General features: G+C 65.0%; 17 protein-coding genes. 9 read left to right on the top strand and 8 right to left on the bottom strand.

The window, feature by feature from the left end; all coding sequences use genetic code 11:
- Positions 1–3: 3 nt before the first annotated feature.
- Positions 4–1,452, bottom strand: a complete 1,449-nt coding sequence (locus RY1_RS16340) for an MFS transporter (RefSeq protein WP_072804841.1) — start codon at positions 1,450–1,452, stop codon at positions 4–6.
- Between the two features lie 6 nt (positions 1,453–1,458).
- Positions 1,459–2,073, bottom strand: coding sequence for an LppU family putative lipoprotein (gene lppU, locus RY1_RS16335; protein ID WP_072804840.1), 615 nt, complete (start codon positions 2,071–2,073; stop codon positions 1,459–1,461).
- 138 nt (positions 2,074–2,211) lie between these two features.
- On the opposite strand from lppU, the gene RY1_RS16330 reads away from it, so the two are divergent.
- Together RY1_RS16330 and RY1_RS16325 are read left to right on the top strand one after the other, a co-directional pair.
- A complete protein-coding gene (locus tag RY1_RS16330) occupies positions 2,212–3,270 on the top strand; it encodes an ATP-dependent DNA ligase (protein ID WP_072804934.1) in 1,059 nt (352 codons plus the stop codon).
- 1 nt (position 3,271) lies between these two features.
- Complete coding sequence (locus RY1_RS16325; protein ID WP_072804838.1) at positions 3,272–4,363, top strand: DNA polymerase domain-containing protein; 1,092 nt, start codon at positions 3,272–3,274, stop codon at positions 4,361–4,363.
- Between the two features lie 47 nt (positions 4,364–4,410).
- On the opposite strand, the gene nhaA is transcribed toward RY1_RS16325, so the two are convergent.
- Complete coding sequence (gene nhaA, locus RY1_RS16320; protein ID WP_371829482.1) at positions 4,411–6,234, bottom strand: Na+/H+ antiporter NhaA; 1,824 nt, start codon at positions 6,232–6,234, stop codon at positions 4,411–4,413.
- A gap of 373 nt (positions 6,235–6,607) precedes the next feature.
- On the opposite strand from nhaA, the gene RY1_RS16315 reads away from it, so the two are divergent.
- Positions 6,608–7,633, top strand: coding sequence for a zinc-binding metallopeptidase family protein (locus tag RY1_RS16315; protein WP_072804835.1), 1,026 nt, complete (start codon positions 6,608–6,610; stop codon positions 7,631–7,633).
- Positions 7,634–7,663: 30 nt separating this feature from the next.
- The gene (locus RY1_RS16310; RefSeq protein WP_174565403.1) at positions 7,664–8,404 is read left to right on the top strand and encodes a GAF and ANTAR domain-containing protein; all 741 of its coding nucleotides are present in this window, start codon (positions 7,664–7,666) and stop codon (positions 8,402–8,404) included.
- 11 nt (positions 8,405–8,415) lie between these two features.
- Here RY1_RS16310 and RY1_RS16305 read toward each other — a convergent pair whose 3' ends face one another.
- From RY1_RS16305 to RY1_RS16285, 5 genes are all read right to left on the bottom strand, one after another.
- Entirely contained in the window at positions 8,416–9,690 is a 1,275-nt protein-coding gene (locus RY1_RS16305) for an EAL domain-containing protein (protein WP_072804833.1), read from the bottom strand.
- Positions 9,687–10,307, bottom strand: coding sequence for a class I SAM-dependent methyltransferase (locus tag RY1_RS16300; RefSeq protein ID WP_072804831.1), 621 nt, complete (start codon positions 10,305–10,307; stop codon positions 9,687–9,689). Before RY1_RS16300 ends, RY1_RS16305 begins: the two co-directional genes overlap by 4 nt.
- On the bottom strand, positions 10,304–11,059 hold the full coding sequence (locus RY1_RS16295; protein WP_072804829.1) for a PIG-L deacetylase family protein: 756 nt from the start codon (positions 11,057–11,059) through the stop codon (positions 10,304–10,306). The genes RY1_RS16300 and RY1_RS16295 overlap by 4 nt, the downstream gene beginning before the upstream one ends.
- Positions 11,053–12,018: an acyl-CoA dehydrogenase family protein gene (locus tag RY1_RS30645; RefSeq protein WP_072804828.1), complete on the bottom strand. Its 966-nt coding sequence runs from the start codon at positions 12,016–12,018 to the stop codon at positions 11,053–11,055. The genes RY1_RS16295 and RY1_RS30645 overlap by 7 nt, the downstream gene beginning before the upstream one ends.
- A 68-nt stretch (positions 12,019–12,086) precedes the next feature.
- Complete coding sequence (locus tag RY1_RS16285; protein WP_072804826.1) at positions 12,087–12,791, bottom strand: glycosyltransferase family 2 protein; 705 nt, start codon at positions 12,789–12,791, stop codon at positions 12,087–12,089.
- Positions 12,792–13,015: 224 nt separating this feature from the next.
- On the opposite strand from RY1_RS16285, the gene RY1_RS16280 reads away from it, so the two are divergent.
- The 5 genes from RY1_RS16280 to RY1_RS16260 all read left to right on the top strand — a co-directional run bounded on the left by RY1_RS16280 (position 13,016) and on the right by RY1_RS16260 (position 17,142).
- On the top strand, positions 13,016–13,600 hold the full coding sequence (locus RY1_RS16280; RefSeq protein ID WP_174565400.1) for a DUF6764 family protein: 585 nt from the start codon (positions 13,016–13,018) through the stop codon (positions 13,598–13,600).
- Between the two features lie 18 nt (positions 13,601–13,618).
- Positions 13,619–14,227, top strand: a complete 609-nt coding sequence (locus RY1_RS16275; RefSeq protein WP_072804825.1) for an HdeD family acid-resistance protein — start codon at positions 13,619–13,621, stop codon at positions 14,225–14,227.
- Between the two features lie 98 nt (positions 14,228–14,325).
- Entirely contained in the window at positions 14,326–15,237 is a 912-nt protein-coding gene (locus RY1_RS16270; RefSeq protein WP_072804929.1) for a L,D-transpeptidase, read from the top strand.
- A gap of 112 nt (positions 15,238–15,349) precedes the next feature.
- Complete coding sequence (locus RY1_RS16265) at positions 15,350–16,258, top strand: carbohydrate ABC transporter permease (RefSeq protein WP_072804824.1); 909 nt, start codon at positions 15,350–15,352, stop codon at positions 16,256–16,258.
- Positions 16,255–17,142 (top strand): carbohydrate ABC transporter permease, encoded by an 888-nt coding sequence (locus RY1_RS16260; protein ID WP_072804822.1) that lies wholly within the window; start codon positions 16,255–16,257, stop codon positions 17,140–17,142. The genes RY1_RS16265 and RY1_RS16260 overlap by 4 nt, the downstream gene beginning before the upstream one ends.
- The last annotated feature ends 27 nt before the right edge of the window (positions 17,143–17,169 follow it).

The following is a 17,169-nucleotide window of genomic DNA, read 5'->3' as shown; positions in this document are numbered from 1 at the left end:
AGCCTAAACCTGCTCGTGAGGGCTCACTGCAGGAGAGGACAGATCGCAGTGCGGCCTGCAGTCGATGGAGTCCGGCTCGGACCTACGCTCGCCTCGGATCATCAGGGCGGCGATCAGCGCACCGACCACCAACAGCGCTGCGCAGATGATCATTGCGGTGTGGAATCCGCTGGAGAAGACGGCAGGGTCGTCGTAGTCGACTCCCGAGATTCCGGCGAGTCCGGGTAGCGCTGCGACGGCGAGCAACTGGCTGGTGCGCGCGACGGCGTTGTTGACACCCGACGCGATGCCTGCGCGGTCGGTCGAGACGGCACCGAGCACGGCCCCGGTGAGCGGGGCGACCAGGATCGAGAGTCCGAGACCGAACACGACGACGGCAGGCAGTACGTGCGCGAGGTACGTGGCGCCCGGTTGGATGCGCAGCATGAGCACCAGTCCGGTCGCGGCGATCAGCGGGCCGATCGTCATGGGGATTCGCGGACCGATGCGCTGCGCGAGCCTGCCGGTGCGGGCCGACAGCAGCAGCATCAGCACGGTGATCGGCAGGGTCGCGACTCCTGCGGCGATCGGAGAGTAGTTCAGCGCCAACTGCAGCTGCAGGATCAGCAGGAAGAAGACACCGCCGAGCGCGGCGTACACCGCGAGCGTCACGAGATTGGCGGCGAGAAAGACGCGGGAAGCGAACAACGACGGCGGCACGAGCGGAGTGCGAGATCGGTGCTCGACGACGAAGAACGCCCCGACGGCCGCGACTCCGAGGACGACGACGATCCACGACGACCCGATGAATCCGTAGGTGAGCAGTCCGAGCGCCACGGCCACGACCGCGGCTCCCGGCAGGTCGAGCTTGCCTGCGGCGTGCGGATCGCGGCTCTCCGGAACGTGTTTCATCGCCACCCACACCACTGCGACGGCGAGGGGGATGTTGAGCAGGAACACCGACCGCCACCCGGCCACCTCGACGAGCCACCCACCGAGCAGCGGACCGATCGCGGAGGCGACTCCGCCGAGGCCCGACCACATGCCGATGGCGGCTCCTCGGTCGTCCTCGTGGATCGACGCCGAGATCAACGCGAGACTGCCCGGCGTCAGCAGCGCGGCGCCGACTCCCTGGAGCAGTCGAGCAGCGACGAGGACCTCGATGTTCGGTGCCAACCCGCACAGTACCGACGCGAGCGCGAACCAGACGGTGCCCCACACGAACACCTTCCGGCGGCCGAGACGGTCACCGAGTGCCCCGCCGAGCAGGATCAGCGACGCGAGGGTCAGCGTGTAGCCGCTGAGGGTCCACTGCAGCCCGGCGACACCGGATCCGAGATCACGGGCGATGTCCGGTAGCGCGACGTTGACGACGGTGGCGTCGAGCATCGCAAGGGAGGATCCGAGCACGGTGGCAGCGACGATCCAGCGCCCCCGTGCGGACTTCAGCGGGACCGAACCGTCGCCGATCATGTTCCGCTACAGCTCTTCGACGCACACGATGAAGTTCCGCTGGTCGTAGGCGTAACCGCTCGACGCGGGATCCGCGCACTCCTCGACATCGGTGGTTCCCGGCAACACCTCCACCACGCGGACGGTGCTCGATCCAGGCGAGTTGCAGTCGATGCGAAGCGGGTCGTCACCCGACAGGTCCATGCATCCGTCGACGACCCAGTCGACGTCGAGGCACAGCGCGCCCTGCTCGACCCCGCCGTAGGTCTCGTAGTAGTACTGGTCGGCGTCGGTGGAGCACTCGTCACCGGTGGGGACCTTCGCGATCACCTTGTAGTTCGACTCGGGACTGCCGCACGTCGCGTTGTCGATCTCCGCCTCGGTCATGGTTCCGCCGAGCTGAACGCACTCACCGATCTCGACGTCGATGTCGACGTCACCACCGGTGTCCTCGCCCTGTTGCCCAGGGGGTGTGCTCGGCTTGGCCGAGGAAGTCGACACCGAGGACGTCGGCGCAGGCCCGGCGTCGGCCGCCGGTATCGCGCGGGGTGTGACGTCGGAACCGCAGCCTGCCAGAAACACGAGCGCGCATGCGGACGCAGCGACAGCGGCACCCCGGATCGCTCGGCCGAAGAGAGTCATCGATGGTGTCCTAGCTCTGAGTTCCTACAGGTACAGGTCGAAGGCTAAAATATCCGACGAACCGCCCGAGAGCAGCATCGATCTTCTCGGAGTCTCGTTTCGGTGAAGCTGTCGTACCGATGGGGCACTATTGACCCCGTGGACCTACCTGTCGAATGGCCCCTGCAGCCGATGCTCGCGAAGGCAGCGAAAGTGGTGCCGAGTCAGCCCGAGGACGGACCGGCGTCGTGGTCGTACGAGCCCAAGTGGGACGGCTTTCGTGCGATCGTCTTTCGCGACGGCGACGAGGTGATTCTCGGATCCCGCGGCGGCAAGGACCTGGCGCGATACTTCCCCGAGTTGGTCGAGAACGTGCGAGAAGAGTTGCCGGATCGCGTCGTGGTGGACGGCGAAATCGTCGTGCCGCGCGAGATCGACGGCCGCACGCGCCTCGACTGGGATGCGCTGTCGGAGAGAATCCATCCAGCGGACAGCCGTGTGCGGATGCTGGCGGAGAAGACGCCGTCGATGTTCGTCGGATTCGATCTGCTGGCCCTCGGCTCGGCGGATCTGACTCCCGAGCCGTTCCACGTTCGACGTGCCAAGCTCCTGGACGTCATGGGCGACGGAGGTCCCGCGGGCGGACGTCGCTGTCAGGTCACCAGCGCCACCGACGACGCCGCGACGGCGCAGGACTGGTTCGAGCGTTTCGAGGGTGCAGGCCTCGACGGTGTCGTCGCGAAGAAACTCGACGGCATCTACCTGCCGAACAAGCGTGAGATGATCAAGATCAAGCATGCGCGCACCGCGGACTGCGCGCTGATCGGTTACCGAGTGCACAAGTCCGGCAACGGAATCGGATCCCTGCTCCTCGGGCTCTACGACGGCGATCAGCTGCGAATGATCGGTGGAGCTTCGGCGTTCACGGACAAGCGACGAGTGGAACTGCTCGAGGAACTGCAGCCGCTGCGCACCGGGGAGGATCCCAAGTCCGGTGAGCCGAACCGATGGACGTCGAACAAGGATCGCAGCTGGGTGCCGCTGCGCATCGAACGCGTCGTCGAGGTCGCCTACGACCAGATGGAAGGCGAGCGACTGCGGCACGCAGCCCGATTCCTGCGGTGGCGTCCCGACCGTGACCCGCTCTCGTGCACGTACGAGCAACTCGAAGTCCCGGTGAACTACGACGTCGCAGATGTGATTGCAGGGGGAAACTGACATGGCTGCAAAGACTCCTCCCGCATTCGTGGACGCGGCTGGGCGTGAGGTGCGGGTCTCGAGCCCCGACCGCGTCATCTACGAGGCCACCGATCGAACACCCGCCATCACCAAACTGGCTGTCTGCGAGTACTTCGCCGCCGTCGGCGAGCCTCTGCTTCGCGCGATCGGCGAGCGTCCGACAGCCATGGAACGCTGGCCGGACGGGTACCGCGACGGCATGCGGCTCGCGTTCGGCCCCCAGGACAAAGAGGGCGACGGTTTCTATCAGAAGCGGCTTCCCAAGGGCGCTCCCGAGTGGATCGAGACCGTCGAGATCGCGTTCCCGTCGCGTCGCACCGCCGAAGAACTGTGTCCGAGCGAGCCCGCGGCGGCAGTGTGGGCCGCGCAGATGGGCACAGTGACGTTCCATCCGTGGCCCGTGCGTCGCCCCGACGTCGACCATCCCGACGAGCTTCGACTCGATCTCGATCCGCAGCCGGGTACCACGTTCGCCGACGCCAAGCGGGTCGCCGAGGTCACCCGTGAGCTGCTCGAGGAGTTGGGTCTGCGGGGTTATCCCAAGACGAGCGGCAATCGTGGAATTCACATCTACGTGCGAATCGCGCCCGACTACACCTTCGAGCAGGTGCGGCATGCGGCCATCGGGCTCGGACGCGAGCTGGAACGTCGCGACGACGGCGTGACCACAAAATGGTGGAAAGAAGAACGCGGAGAACGCATCTTCCTCGACTACAACCAGAACAACAGGGATCGCACCATCGCCAGCGCGTGGAGTTTGCGGGCCCGGCCAGGAGCTCCCGTCAGCACGCCGATGACGTGGGCGCAGCTGGCCGACGTCACCGATCCCCGCGACTACAACATCACCACCGTCCCGGACTTCCTCGCCGACGGCGACGCATGGGACGACATGGACTCCCAGGCGTACTCGCTCGAACCACTGTTGAACCTATGGGAGACGTTGCCGGGCGGGGAGCTCAACTTCCCGCCCGACTACCCCAAGATGCCCGGCGAGCCGCCCCGCGTTCAGCCGTCGAAGAAAGTAGCCGAACACTGGGACGAGCACGGCAACAAGATCGAGCAGGCGCAGTAGGCCACGAGTACCAGAATGAGCGAGTATCTCAGCAGGCCTCGAGTATCTCAGTAGGCCTCGAGTTCCCGAATGAGCGAGGCCGCGTCGTACGGGCCGGTGTGGCGGGTCAGGTTCTTGTCTCCTCGGCCGAGGTAGAACGTCGGGGTGCCCTCGACGTCACTCGACCTTGCGTCGAGTTCGTCGTCCTCGACGCGTACGACGTAGTCGCCGGTCCGCAGATCCTCCTCGAAGCGGTCGATGTCGAGTCCGAGCGCGGCGGCGTACTCGGCGATGTCGTCCGGTTGCAGAGCGTCGCTGTGGTCGAACAACACATCGGCCAACTCCCAGAACTTTCCCTGCGCCGCAGCGGCTTCGCTGGCGTGCGCGGCGTAGCGGGCATGGGGGTGGTAGTCGTCGAGCGGTAGGTGCCGGAATACGTAGCGCACGTTGTCGCCGAAATGTGCGCGCACTTCGCGGATGCTGCCGGTTGCCTTGCTGCAGAACGGGCATTCGAAGTCGCCGTACTCGACCAACGTCAGTGGTGCGTCGACGGGGCCGCGGATGTGATCCCGCTTCGGGTCGACGGGCCGAAGTATTTTGTGCGAGATGTCCGTTCGGGGTGGATGCACCCGCCGGTCGATCCGGAACAGGATCCAGCCGAGCGTCGCGGCGATGACCGATGCCGCGAGCACGCCCACCCGCGCCTCGTCGGCGAGCAATGGGTCGTCGAGTGCGAGATCGACGATGAACAGCGAGATGGTGAACCCGATTCCCGACAGCGCGGCGCCACCGGCTATGTGCGACAACGTCAATCCGGGGGCGAGAGCGTCAGGTTTGATCTTGGCGAATATCGCTGCTGCGCCGGTGATTCCGATCAGCTTCCCGAGGACGAGGCCGACGACGATTCCCCACGTGAGCGGTGAGGTCGCCGCGGCTCGTAGCGTGTCGCCGCTGAGGACGACGCCGGCGTTGGCGAGCGCGAATATCGGCACGATGATGAAGGCCGTGTACGGCTGGTAGAGGCGCATGAGCCGTTCGTTGACCGAGACCGCTTGATCCAGGCCGAGTCTCGCGGCGCGGGCGTAGTCCGGATTGGGAGATTGGCTGAAGGCACGAGTGAGATCGGCCGCCCGCTCGACTTCTTTTCGACGCGGCGGATACACCGGCAGGATCAACGCGATCATGACGCCTGCAAGTGTCGGGTGCACACCCGACTCGTAGAACGCGACCCACGTGGCGATGGAGACGACGAGATATCCGATTCCGCGCCAGACCTCCATTCTGCGGAGGAGCGCGATTGCGGCCAACCCGACGAAGGCGAGTATCAGAGGCACGATCTCGAGCGTGTCGGTGTAGAAGAACGCGATGATCGCGAGCGCACCGACATCGTCGGCGACGGCCAGGGTCAGCAGGAAGATGCGCAGCCGTGCCGCCTTCTTCGGCCCGATGACGGCGAGCGCACCGAGCAGGAACGCGGTGTCCGTGGAGATGACGACGCCCCACGCGGTTGCGGCCTCACCCGAGGGGTTGAGCAGCAGAAACAGCAGCGCAGGTAACGCCAGGCCTGCGAGCGCGGCGACGATGGGAATGCTGGCTCGTGATCGATCGGTCAGCTCGCCCATCGCGAACTCGCGCTTGACCTCGAGGCCGACGACGAAGAAGAACAGGGCCATGAGGCCGTCGTTGACCCAGTGCGCCAGGTCGAGGGCGATGCCGTGGTTGCCGATCGAGATCGAGATCTCGGTGTGCCAGAAGGTGTCGTAGGTGCCGCCGAAAGGCGAGTTGGCCCAGACGAGGGCAAGAACGGTGGCGCCGAGCAGAAACCCGGCCGCCAGTGTTTCGCTGTTCTTGGCCCCGTGTGGGCCGGGGGTCGCACTTGCCGCATGACCCATCGACGCAGTCAGACGTTGGGCGAATCGGCGGACCGGGGACAGCGTCGGCGTCATCTCGGCCATGAGGCGAGGGCTCCGAGGGTGGTGGTGGACGGGTTCGTGCTCATCGGTGAAAAAGGTCCCCTCGATCGATTCTCGTAGCTTTGTGTCGACTGCAGCATGTGTCGACTGCGCACTCAGGCCAACGCGCGACACCGCAGAATACTTCCATCCCCGACATTTGCGGCGTTATGCAATCGTCGTCGTGCTGTTATCCGCGCGGTATCGTATGGTGTGCTGTCCCGTCATATACAACGGACAATATTGGTCGGTCGGTAGACCTGTTCACATGTCGGCGCGTCGGTCGTCGGAAAAAACGAAAGTCTGAGCGTCCATGCGTGATTTGATCTGCCGCAAATGCGGACAGAAGTTGTCCTTCGAGAATTCGCTGTGCCTGCACTGCCACAGCGCACTGGGCTTCCATCTTCCGTCGCGAGCGCTGTTGGTGCTACCGGACAAAGCCGACAACGGCGTCGCCGAGGCCGAGGTCGACGGCACGATCTGGCGCACGTGCGCCAACCTCAACACGGCCAAGTGCAACTGGCTCGTCGACTCCACCGACGACGTCGAACTCTGCGTCTCGTGCCGGCTCACCCGCACTCGCCCGGCCGACGACGATCTCGACGCGATGGCCGCGTACGCGGATGCCGAGACCAACAAGCGCCGCGTCATCCTCGAACTCACCGAACTCGGGCTGGCCATCGTCGGCCGCGACGAGGATCCGGCGACCGGACTTGCCTTCGACCTGCTCTCGAGCGCCAACACGCAGGTTCTGACCGGGCACGCCGACGGCCTGATCACCCTGGACCTCGCGGAAGGCGACGACGTGCACCGCGAGCAGCTTCGCGTGTCCATGGCCGAGCCGTACCGCACGCTGGTGGGGCACTTCCGCCACGAGATCGGGCATTACTACCAGATGGTGCTGGTTGGCACCGGTGAGAGCCGCCCTGGCTTCGAGGAGTTGTTCGGCGACCCGGACACCGACTACCAGGCCGCGCTCGACCGGCATTACAACGAGGGTGCACCCGAGAACTGGGAGGACGACTACGTGTCGTCGTACGCGACGATGCATCCGGCCGAGGACTGGGCCGAGACCTTCGCTCACTACCTGCACATTCGCGATACGCTCGACACCGCTGCAGCGTTCGGGATGGCGCCCGCCGGGTCCACCCTCGACAGCCCCCTGCCCGGTGACGTCGGTTTCGATCAGATCATCGAGTGGTGGCTGCCGCTGTCCTGGGCGCTCAACCAGATCAACCGTTCGATGGGTCACCAGGACCTCTATCCGTTCGTGCTTCCGCCGACCGTCATGGACAAGATGAGGTTCGTACATCGGCTGATCGCTCCGAGCGGTCTCTGATCAGAGGTACCCTTACGGCTTGCGATGGAGGTGATTGTCATGAGTGAGCAGGTGCTCGGGCGCGATGTGTCGCCGTCGAGTTCGGAGCTCGCCCTCGGCAGCAGGATGGCTGCAGTGGCTCGTGATCTGCGACGCGACCACGGCGACCCCGATCGCATGTTGCAGGCGATCACCGACTCGTCCGTGCTCAACGTTCCCTCCGCCGAGTACGCCAGCATCACCACCGTGTTGCAGGGCAGGTTCGTACACAGTGCTGCACTGTCGGGGGACATCGCGGCCAAGTGCGACGCCGTTCAAGAGCATCTCGGTGAGGGCCCGTGCCTGGAGTCGGCGATCGAACAGCGAACCATCCGTATCGACGACATGGACATCGACGACCGGTGGCCGCGATTTGCGGTCGCAGCAGCCGGGCTCGGTGTGCAGAGCATGATCTGCTTCCAGCTCTACGTCGAAGGCTTCAATTTCGGCGCGCTCAATCTGCATTCGTCGCGCAAACTCGCGTTCGACGCCGACGCCGAGTCGATCGGGGCGTTGTTCGCGGCCCATGCGGCGATCGCGTTCTCCAGCGCTCGTGAGGAGCAGCAGATTCGCGCGGCTCTCACGAGTCGAGACGTCATCGGGCAGGCCAAGGGCATGCTCATGGAACGGTACAAGTTGAGCTCGCAAGCAGCATTTGCCCTGTTGTCCAGGCTGTCTCAGGACACGAACACCAAACTCGCGGACCTCGCGAACCAGGTCGTCGCGGACGCCGAGAAAGATCTGCCGGGGTGACGGCGCGCTCGCTACATCCCGGTCCGTTCGACCGGTAGCCGCAGCAGCAGGCTGCGCGCACAGTCGACCGTCAGTTGTGGATCGTGGCTCAGGACGTAAGAGAATCGGCGCGCCGCATCGGGGCCGGTGTCACCGAGATCTTTCGCGGCCAGCACAGCCGAGAAGTGCGGTGACAGTACGACGACGACCCATTCTTCACGCACCGGATCGTCGGCCGCAAGATCGGCCCCGCGCACCCGCGGAGCGGGCTCGGAATCGATACCGACGGCGAGTGCGCCGACCAGGGCTGCCCGCGACGCCATCACTTCCCATCGCCTGGCGGTCGGCACCGTGAAGTGTTCACGCTTCTCGAACGACCCGAGAATGACTGCGGTCTGCAAGCTTTCGCCTGCGATGGACTCCAGGCCCTTGCTGACCTCGACCAGAAGACGCTTGGTCGACGGCTTGGCGTCACGTCCCGCCGACGCCAACTGGAACGGCGACGAGCGTGGGAGCGTTCCGCGCTCGGGTGAGGTGCGAAAGTTCAACGTCGACAACCGCTTCGACGCGTCGGGCGACGGCCGATGTATTTCGGTGAGATACCTGCCCTGCCCGACGCTCGCGCCGAGCGCACGTGCCACACCGACGGCCTCCTCGGTGTCGATACCCTCGGCCATGACGATCGCTCCGGTCCGCTCGGTGTATGCGGCAACGGCATTGACCACACGGGCAGTGAACCGGCTCGGAGTCCGAGTGATCAGGGAACGGTCGAGCTTGACGACGTCGGGTTCGAGGAGTGGGAGCAGCGCCAACGACTCCGGCCGCACGCCGACGTGGTCCACGGCGATGGCCCAGCCGAGGCGTCGAACATCGGCGACCGCGCGCAACAACTGCGCGGGGCGACGAATCAGCGAGGTCTCGTCGAGTTGCAACACCGCGGTACCTGCGCCGAGGGTTCCACGATCGGGAAGGTGGGGTAGCGAATCCGGTTCGATGGCGATGAACAGGGGCACGCCCTGCAGTGCATCGGATTTCTCCACCGCACTGACTGCGCCCTCCCACCGAAACAGATCGAGGTCGACCGTCATGTCCATCGCGCGCGCAGCGGAGGCCAGTGCGGCCGGTTCGGCGAACGCGGTGGCCTCGGGTCCACGGACGATGGCCTCGTAGCCGATGGTCTCGGATGTCAGAAGATCCACGATCGGCGCGAAATCGGTGCGCAGACTGTTGGGCCCGAGCAGTGACTCGAGACCACCCCTGTCGTATCCACCCCTGTCGTATCCCCGCGTGGATGTGTCCCCGTTCATGCCAGTCCCTCGCTCTGCGCAATCGATTGTGGTCTCTCGTTCGACGCGGTGAACACCTCCAGGATCAAATCCTCGTCCACGTAACCGCCGAGCCGCGAGAGCCCGTCGGTATCGGCGATCACCCCGTGCACCTGGTCGCCGGTCAGCGGATAGTCCGCCACCGGATGTCGCCAGTGCACCGCCAGCAGCGTCCCCCCTGGCTCGAGGTGCGCCGCCGCGGTATCCATCGATCTTCGCAGATCTCGCTCGTCGAGGTAATAGCCGACCTCGCTGAGCACCACCAGGTCGAACGCCGCAGCGTCCGGATCGACCACATTCCAGTTCTCGGTGAGCGACCATTTCACGAACCGCACGTCCTCGGACTCGACGCGGGTACGGGCCAACCGAAGGGGCGGATCGACGACGTCGGTGGAGACGAGCGAGTCGCAGCGCTCGGCCAACCGCTGGGTCAGCACCCCGATCGAGCAGCCCGGTTCGAGTGCGCGTCGATATCGCCGCTGCGGTAGCGACGCCATCGTGATCGAGTACTTTCTGTCCTCGTACCAGCTGGTACTCAAGCCGAACGGGTCGTCGCCCTCGGCATAGACGCCGTCGAAGTACTCGGAGTGCAAGCTCACGCGAACACCACCTCGACCGGCCGGAGCAGGCGGTCCACCACGTGCGGCGGCAATACCGCGCGGTCGGCGGGATGATCCGACAGTGGCGCGATCTGCGTTGCGAACTCACGCACCGCGGCTCGCTTCGCCGCGAGCACATCGGCGTCGAGATCGATTCCGAACGCGCGACCCCAGGGCACGTCCGGATGATTCGGATGCGCCCAGTGCCACATCCACACCGGATACTCGAGCACGGCGATGCCGGTACGTGCAGCAGCGGTCAGGCACGCTCTCGCGGTGGCCTCGTGGTCCGGGTGGCCGTCGCCGCGCCAGGTGGTCAGGCACCACGTTCCCGGTCCGCCCGTCAACAGCTGCGTCAGCGCATGCGCGAGATCGGCCTCTCGGGATTCGACGTCGCCGTCGTCGAATCCGAGCCGAACCGGTTCCGTCTCCACGCCCAACACCGCCAGTGCCCGACGCGACTCCTCGGGACGCTCGGCGATCAACTGCTCGGCCGAGATGGTCGGCGATCCCGCGTGCGATCCGCCGCCGTCGGTCACGGCGACGAGTGTCACCTCGATGCCTGCGGCGACCGCGGCGGACATCAGGCCGCCTACGCCGAGAACCTCGTCGTCGGGATGCGGTGCCACCACGATCAATTCACGACAGCGTGACAGGTCGAGTGGGGTGTAGGTGTGATCCCATGCAGCCCAGGTGGATTCAGGAGTCCCCAGCTCGGACGCGTCGAATGTGGGGGTTGTGTCGTCTACCACGGATTCTTCTCCTCGGCTATGTCCTCGCCGAGGGCTGCGAGGTCCTTCTCGGCGTGGCTCTGTCGCAGGTATACCGTCAGATCGGCGACACGACGTGCGTGCTGGTGGTCCGCGCACAACGGCGCCGCACCGAGGGCGCGTCCGACACGGTCGAGGCACTCGGTGGCCGCGCTCTCGACGATCGCTCGGACGATCCGCGCGCGTGTTCGGCCGCGACCGTCGGAATCGGTTGGATCCGAATCGATCTCGGCTGCAGCCGTCGTCAACGCACTCGACGCTGCACCCAACGCCGCTGCGACGGCACCGAGATGTGCGTGGGCGTGCGGATCGGCACCGGATCGCGCCGCGGCGTGCAAGGTATCGGCGACGGCGCATGCGCTCCCGAACCAGCACGACGCCACTCCGATGGCACCGTGCCAGAAGCCGGGACGATCGATGTAGGCACCTGGTTCGCCGACCGGGTGGGCCCTGGCGCCCTCGAAACGCACGTGGCCGGAATCGCTCTCGGCCATGCCGACCGCGTGCCACGTGTGCGGGATCGGGGCGCACAGATCCTGTGTCACGTCGACGGCGAACATTCGTGAGCGGTCTCCGACGCGTGCCGTGACCAACGCGTCGGTGCACACGTTCGCACCCGAACACCACGGCTTGACGCCGGTGAGAGTCCAGCCGTTCGACGTCTGGGCCGCCTCGAGGACCGGCGTCGGCGGTTCGGCAGCCCACACACCCCAGATCTGGCCACGGCGGGGCGTCGGACCACCGAGTTCGGCGAGAACGGCCAGAGCGTCGGCGTGCGCTTCGGCGAGCCGTCCGAGAATCGTGTCCTCGCGGCTCAGACTCGCGAGCATCTGCCAGCGGGTGTCGGTGTAACCCGAGCCGGGCAGTGGAAGATCGGACGCCTCGTCGCGGGCCCACTGTCGTAGCCGCCGCACGACCGGGCTGTCGGCGCCCCTGTCCATCCGAGTACCCCCGTCCGTCCGAGTACCCCTGTCCATTCGGGTACCGCCGTTCATCCGGGAACCACCGTTCATCCGGGAACTACAGTGCCGAGGGAGCGCAGATGGCCGGCGAAACCGTCGGGAGCGCGTCCGTGCATCCGGTTCGACGTCGAGACCGGAGAGTCGCATGCGTACACGATCGGCGCACCGGCCTTCTCCAGCTTGCGGACGAGGTCGACGTCCTCGCCCGTGGTCAACGAGGCGAAGCCTCCGACACTCCAGTAAGCGTCGGCGTGGATGCCGAGATTCGCACCGTGCACGTGGCGGTGTCCTGGCTGATTTCGGTATCCCGAACGATAGGCGGCAGCGATGCCGGCCGGGGCCGAATCGAGGTCGACTCGCACTGTTCCCGCGACCGCGGCCGCGCCGCGCCGAGCGTGCGCTATTTGTGACGACAACCAATCGGGCCGGGTGACGCTGTCGGCGTCGGTGGTGGCGAACCACGTCCCTGGGACGGCAACGGTGGCGAGAAAACCCGCCGCGCGGGCGGCCCCGACATTTTGCCTGTCGACGGTGACGACGGAGCGACCCTCACTGCTCGACGCCCATCGAACGGCAATGGACTCGGAGGCGTCACTACAGGCGTCGAGCACCACGATCGTGCGTACGTCGAGCGGTCCGACGTGATTCCGAGAGACGTCCAGAGCGTCGAGACAGCCTCTGAGCAGGTCTTCCTCGTTGTGCACCGGCACCACGACCACAACGCGTCGTATGTCCGTCGAAGTATCGATCAATGTCGATGTCCAGTCTGCGTGGCCGACTTCCTGCGAAGAACCGACACCGGGTCTGCGCGAGCACGAGACCGGAGAGTCGGCGATTACACGCTCGAATCGGCAATGATGTGCCGCCGGTGACTCGACGGATTTTCTTCGGGGCCGGATAGACCCCGTGTTTGATGCCCCGTAGTGGCAGAATCCAAACACCGGGGTCGGCAGTCGAAAGCGGAAGGTCATTCGTGGTGGGGATCGGTGGGGACGAATACGGACGAAAAACCGCACTCGTGGGCGGAGCACTCGCGCTTGTGGCGGTCGCCGCGCTGCTCGCACCGGCAGCCGCATCCGCGGCCGACCTGTCCTGCTCGGCAGCGCCCGGTTCCGAGGCGGTGACGGTGGAGGGCCGCTCGGCGTGTGGCGTCAGGAACGACGCGACGTCCACCGCGTACGCCCGTGCCATCGACAGCGTCGCATTCGCGCGGGCCGACAACGAGGGCGGCGCGTTCGGCCTTGCGAGCGACGGCGGCGTCGCCGCCGCGGAGACGTCGTCCGGACGCGTCGGCGCCCTGTCCACCGGCACCGATTCGGTATCCATCGTCTCCCCCGATGCAGGGGCAATCGCTCTGGCCGTGTCACTGGAACGTGGTCAGACCTTCGTCGGCACCGCCGAGGAAGGTGTCCGCTGCGACGCAGGCCCCGGCCTGGCCGTCAACGTCACGACAGGCCAGCTCTGCCTGTCCGACGGTGTCCGATCCACCACCGTCGTCGTACAGCTCCCTGTTCTCCCTGTTCTTCCTGTGCCAGCCCTGCCTATTCCTGCCCTTCCCTAACAGAAAGCGGTGTTTCACATGTCGACACAATTCTCCAGCAACGAGGAAGCGCTTCTCCGGATCGGCAAGGACCTGTGGTGGGCGGTTCTGCTTCGAGGAATCTTTGCGATCGTCTTCGGGATAATTGCACTCGTATGGCCCGAGGTCACGGTGTGGGCGCTCGTTGTCGTGTTCGGTGCGTACGCGATCGTCGACGGAATTTCGGCGATCGTCCGATCGATCAGAGCGCGGACGGTGCAGTCGGGCTGGGTGTGGTGGTTGCTCGGCGGAATCGTTTCGCTCGGCGCCGGAATCGTCGCGTTCGTTTGGCCCGAAATTACTGCACTCGCTGCCGTTTTCGTCATAGGAATTTGGGCGATCGTGGGCGGAATTCTGGAAATCTTCGGATCTTTCCGCCTTCGTAAACTCGACGGTGCTGCGCATTGGGTACTGCTTCTCGTGGCCGGAGTCATCGAGCTGCTGTTCGGCCTGGTACTGGTGTTCTTCCCGGTCAGCAGCATCCTCAGCATCGTGTGGCTCGTCGGCGTGTTCGCGATTGTCTTCGGTGTTCTTTTCGTCGCATCTGCATTCCAGGTCCGGTCCGCGGCAAAGAAAGCGGGCATCATCGGAAACGCCCATTCCGATTAGCAATCAGCCGCGCAGTATGTGTTAATAGCTGTTGGTTTCGGATGTGCACCGAGCAGTTCGGTGTGTCGGTCCCGGAAAGAACGGATCTGAGAAAAGTCATGTCACTCGCTCTTCGTTCGCCGCGACGTCTCGTGGCTCGTGTGTCGCTGGTTGCAGTGGCGGCCTTCGGTGCGGCCTCGCTCGTCGCGCCCGCGCAGGCTGCTCCGCTCTGGCCGGGTGGACCCGAGGTTCCCGGCTTCTCCGGATCCGCCGAGCCGACTCTTCCTGCGCCTGCCCCGGAACCGCAGGTGCAGCGACGGGCGCCGGCGAACTTCTCCGATCCCTCCATCAGTCCCAGCGGCGGCGAGGTAGTCGGTGTCGCACAGCCTGTCGCCATCAGGTTCAACGAGGCAATCGGTGATCGCGCGGCAGCGGAGCGCGCGATTGCTGTGACGACGTCGCCGTCCGTCGACGGTCACTTCTACTGGATCAACGACACTCAGGTCCGGTGGCTGCCGAACGAGTTCTACCCGGCGCACACGTCGGTGACGGTCGAAGCAGGCGGTGCGCGCGCCGACTTCTCCACCGGCGACTCGCTCATCACCACCGCCGACGACGCCACGCATCAGATCACCATCACCCGCAACGGTGAGGTCGTGAAGACGATGCCGACGTCGATGGGCAAGCCCGGTCACGAGACCCCGAACGGCACGTACATCGTGGGCGAGAAGTTCCGCGACATGTACATGGACTCCTCCACATACGGTGTCCCTGTCGATTCGGAGGACGGTTACCGCACGTACGTCGAGTACGCGACGCGTATCTCCTACAGCGGAATCTTCGTGCACGCCGCACCGTGGTCGGAGTGGGCGCAGGGCTCCGAGGACACCAGCCACGGCTGCCTCAACGTCAGCACCGAGGACGGCCAGTGGTTCTTCGAGAATTCCCAGAAGGGTGACCCGGTCGTCGTCGTCAACACTGCGGGCGGAACACTGAGCGGCGCCGACGGATTGGGTGATTGGAACCGTTGAGCGGTTCGCATCCGAGGTTTTAGCTTCAACGCATTCCGGGGTTCGGGCGTAGTTCACCTACCGTTCGCGGTAGGTGAGCACAGTCCCCGCAGTGAGTACAACAACGGAACGAGTGCTGCCCACGGCAGGCCGGAGAACATTCTTCGGCAGGCCGTGGAGTGACTACGCACTGTTCCTGATTCTTCTCGGTCCCAATCTCGTGCTGCTGGCCGTGTTCACCTACCGGCCGCTCGTGGAGAACTTCCAGTTCTCGTTCTACGATTGGAATCTCTCCTCTCCCACATCGACTTTCGTCGGACTCGCGAACTACCGCGAGTGGTTCTCGCGCGACGACACGTGGGTGATCGTCTCCAACACCGTGATCTTCACCATCGCGGCGGTCGTCGGAAGCCTCGTCCTCGGTCTGATCCTGGCGATGCTTCTCGACCGAAAACTGCGCGGACGCAACTTCGTTCGATCCGCCGTGTTCGCACCGTTCGTGATCTCGGGCGCCGCCATCGGCATCGCCTTCCAGTTCGTCTTCGACCCGAACTTCGGGCTGATACAGGATCTTCTGCAGCGCATCGGCGTGTCCTCGCCCGATTTCTACCAGGACCCGGGCTGGGCGTTGTTCATGGTCACGGTGACCTACCTGTGGAAGAACCTCGGCTACACCTTCGTCATCTACCTCGCCGCCCTGCAGGGCGTACGCAAGGAGTTGATGGAAGCCGCGGAGATCGACCGCGCGAGCAAGTGGACGACGTTCCGCAAAGTGCTTCTGCCGCAGCTGCGTCCGACCACCTTCTTCCTGTCGATCACGGTACTGCTCAACTCGTTGCAGGTCTTCGACATCATCAACGTGATGACGCGCGGCGGACCGCTCGGCAACGGGACGACCACGATGGTCTTCCAGGTGTACGAGGAGACCTTCCGCAACTTCCGGGCCGGTTACGGCGCGACGGTGGCGACGATCATGTTCGTCGTCCTGCTGATCATCACGCTCGTGCAGGTACGAATCATGGATCGGGATGATCAGCGATGACATTGACTCTGAAGCCGGACGTCGACAAGCGCTCGCAACCGGTCCCGAGAGATCCGCAGCGCCAGCGCAGTCTGTCGACGGTATTCGGTTATGTGGCGATGGTGTTGGTACTGCTCATGATCGGACTTCCGCTGTTCTGGATTCTGATCACGTCCTTCAAGGAACGCGGCGACATCTACGTTCAGCCCGTCACCTGGTGGCCGAGCTCGTTCCACCCCGAGAACTACCGTGAGGCGACGACGGAGGTTCCGTTCTTCACCTACCTGCGCAACTCGCTGATCATCACGGCCGCGACGTCGTCGATCAAGTTCGTACTCGGGGTGCTCAGCGCGTACGGGCTGGTGTTCCTGCGCTTTCCCGGCAAGAACATCGTGTTTCTCGTCATCATCGCGGCGCTGATGGTCCCCAACCAGATCACGGTCATCTCGAACTACTCGCTGATCTCGGATCTGGGATGGCGAAACTCGTTCCAGGGCATCATCCTTCCGCTCGCCGGGGTCGCATTCGGGACGTTCCTGATGCGCAACCATTTCCTGTCGCTACCCGCCGAGATCATCGAGGCGGCGCGTATGGACGGCGCGGGGCCGATACGTCTGCTGTTCCGGGTGGTTCTGCCGCTGTCGGGGCCGACGATGGTCGCCTTCGCGATCATCACCATCGTGAACGAGTGGAACGAATACCTCTGGCCGTTCCTGATGTCCGACGACTCCTCGGTCGCACCGCTTCCGGTCGGGCTGACCCTGCTCCAGAACAGCGAGGGTTACACCAACTGGGGAGCAGTGATGGCCGCGACGATCCTGACCATCCTCCCGATTCTCATCGTTTTCCTTGCCCTGCAACGCCACATGATCAAAGGCCTCACCTCCGGTGCGGTCAAAGGCTGATTCGCTCTCACCCTCAGGAGAAACTGA

It is taken from the genome of Rhodococcus yunnanensis NBRC 103083 (assembly GCF_001895005.1).
Classification (GTDB): Bacteria; Actinomycetota; Actinomycetes; order Mycobacteriales; family Mycobacteriaceae; genus Rhodococcoides; species Rhodococcoides yunnanense.
This window is presented reverse-complemented; position numbering and strand designations above follow the sequence as displayed.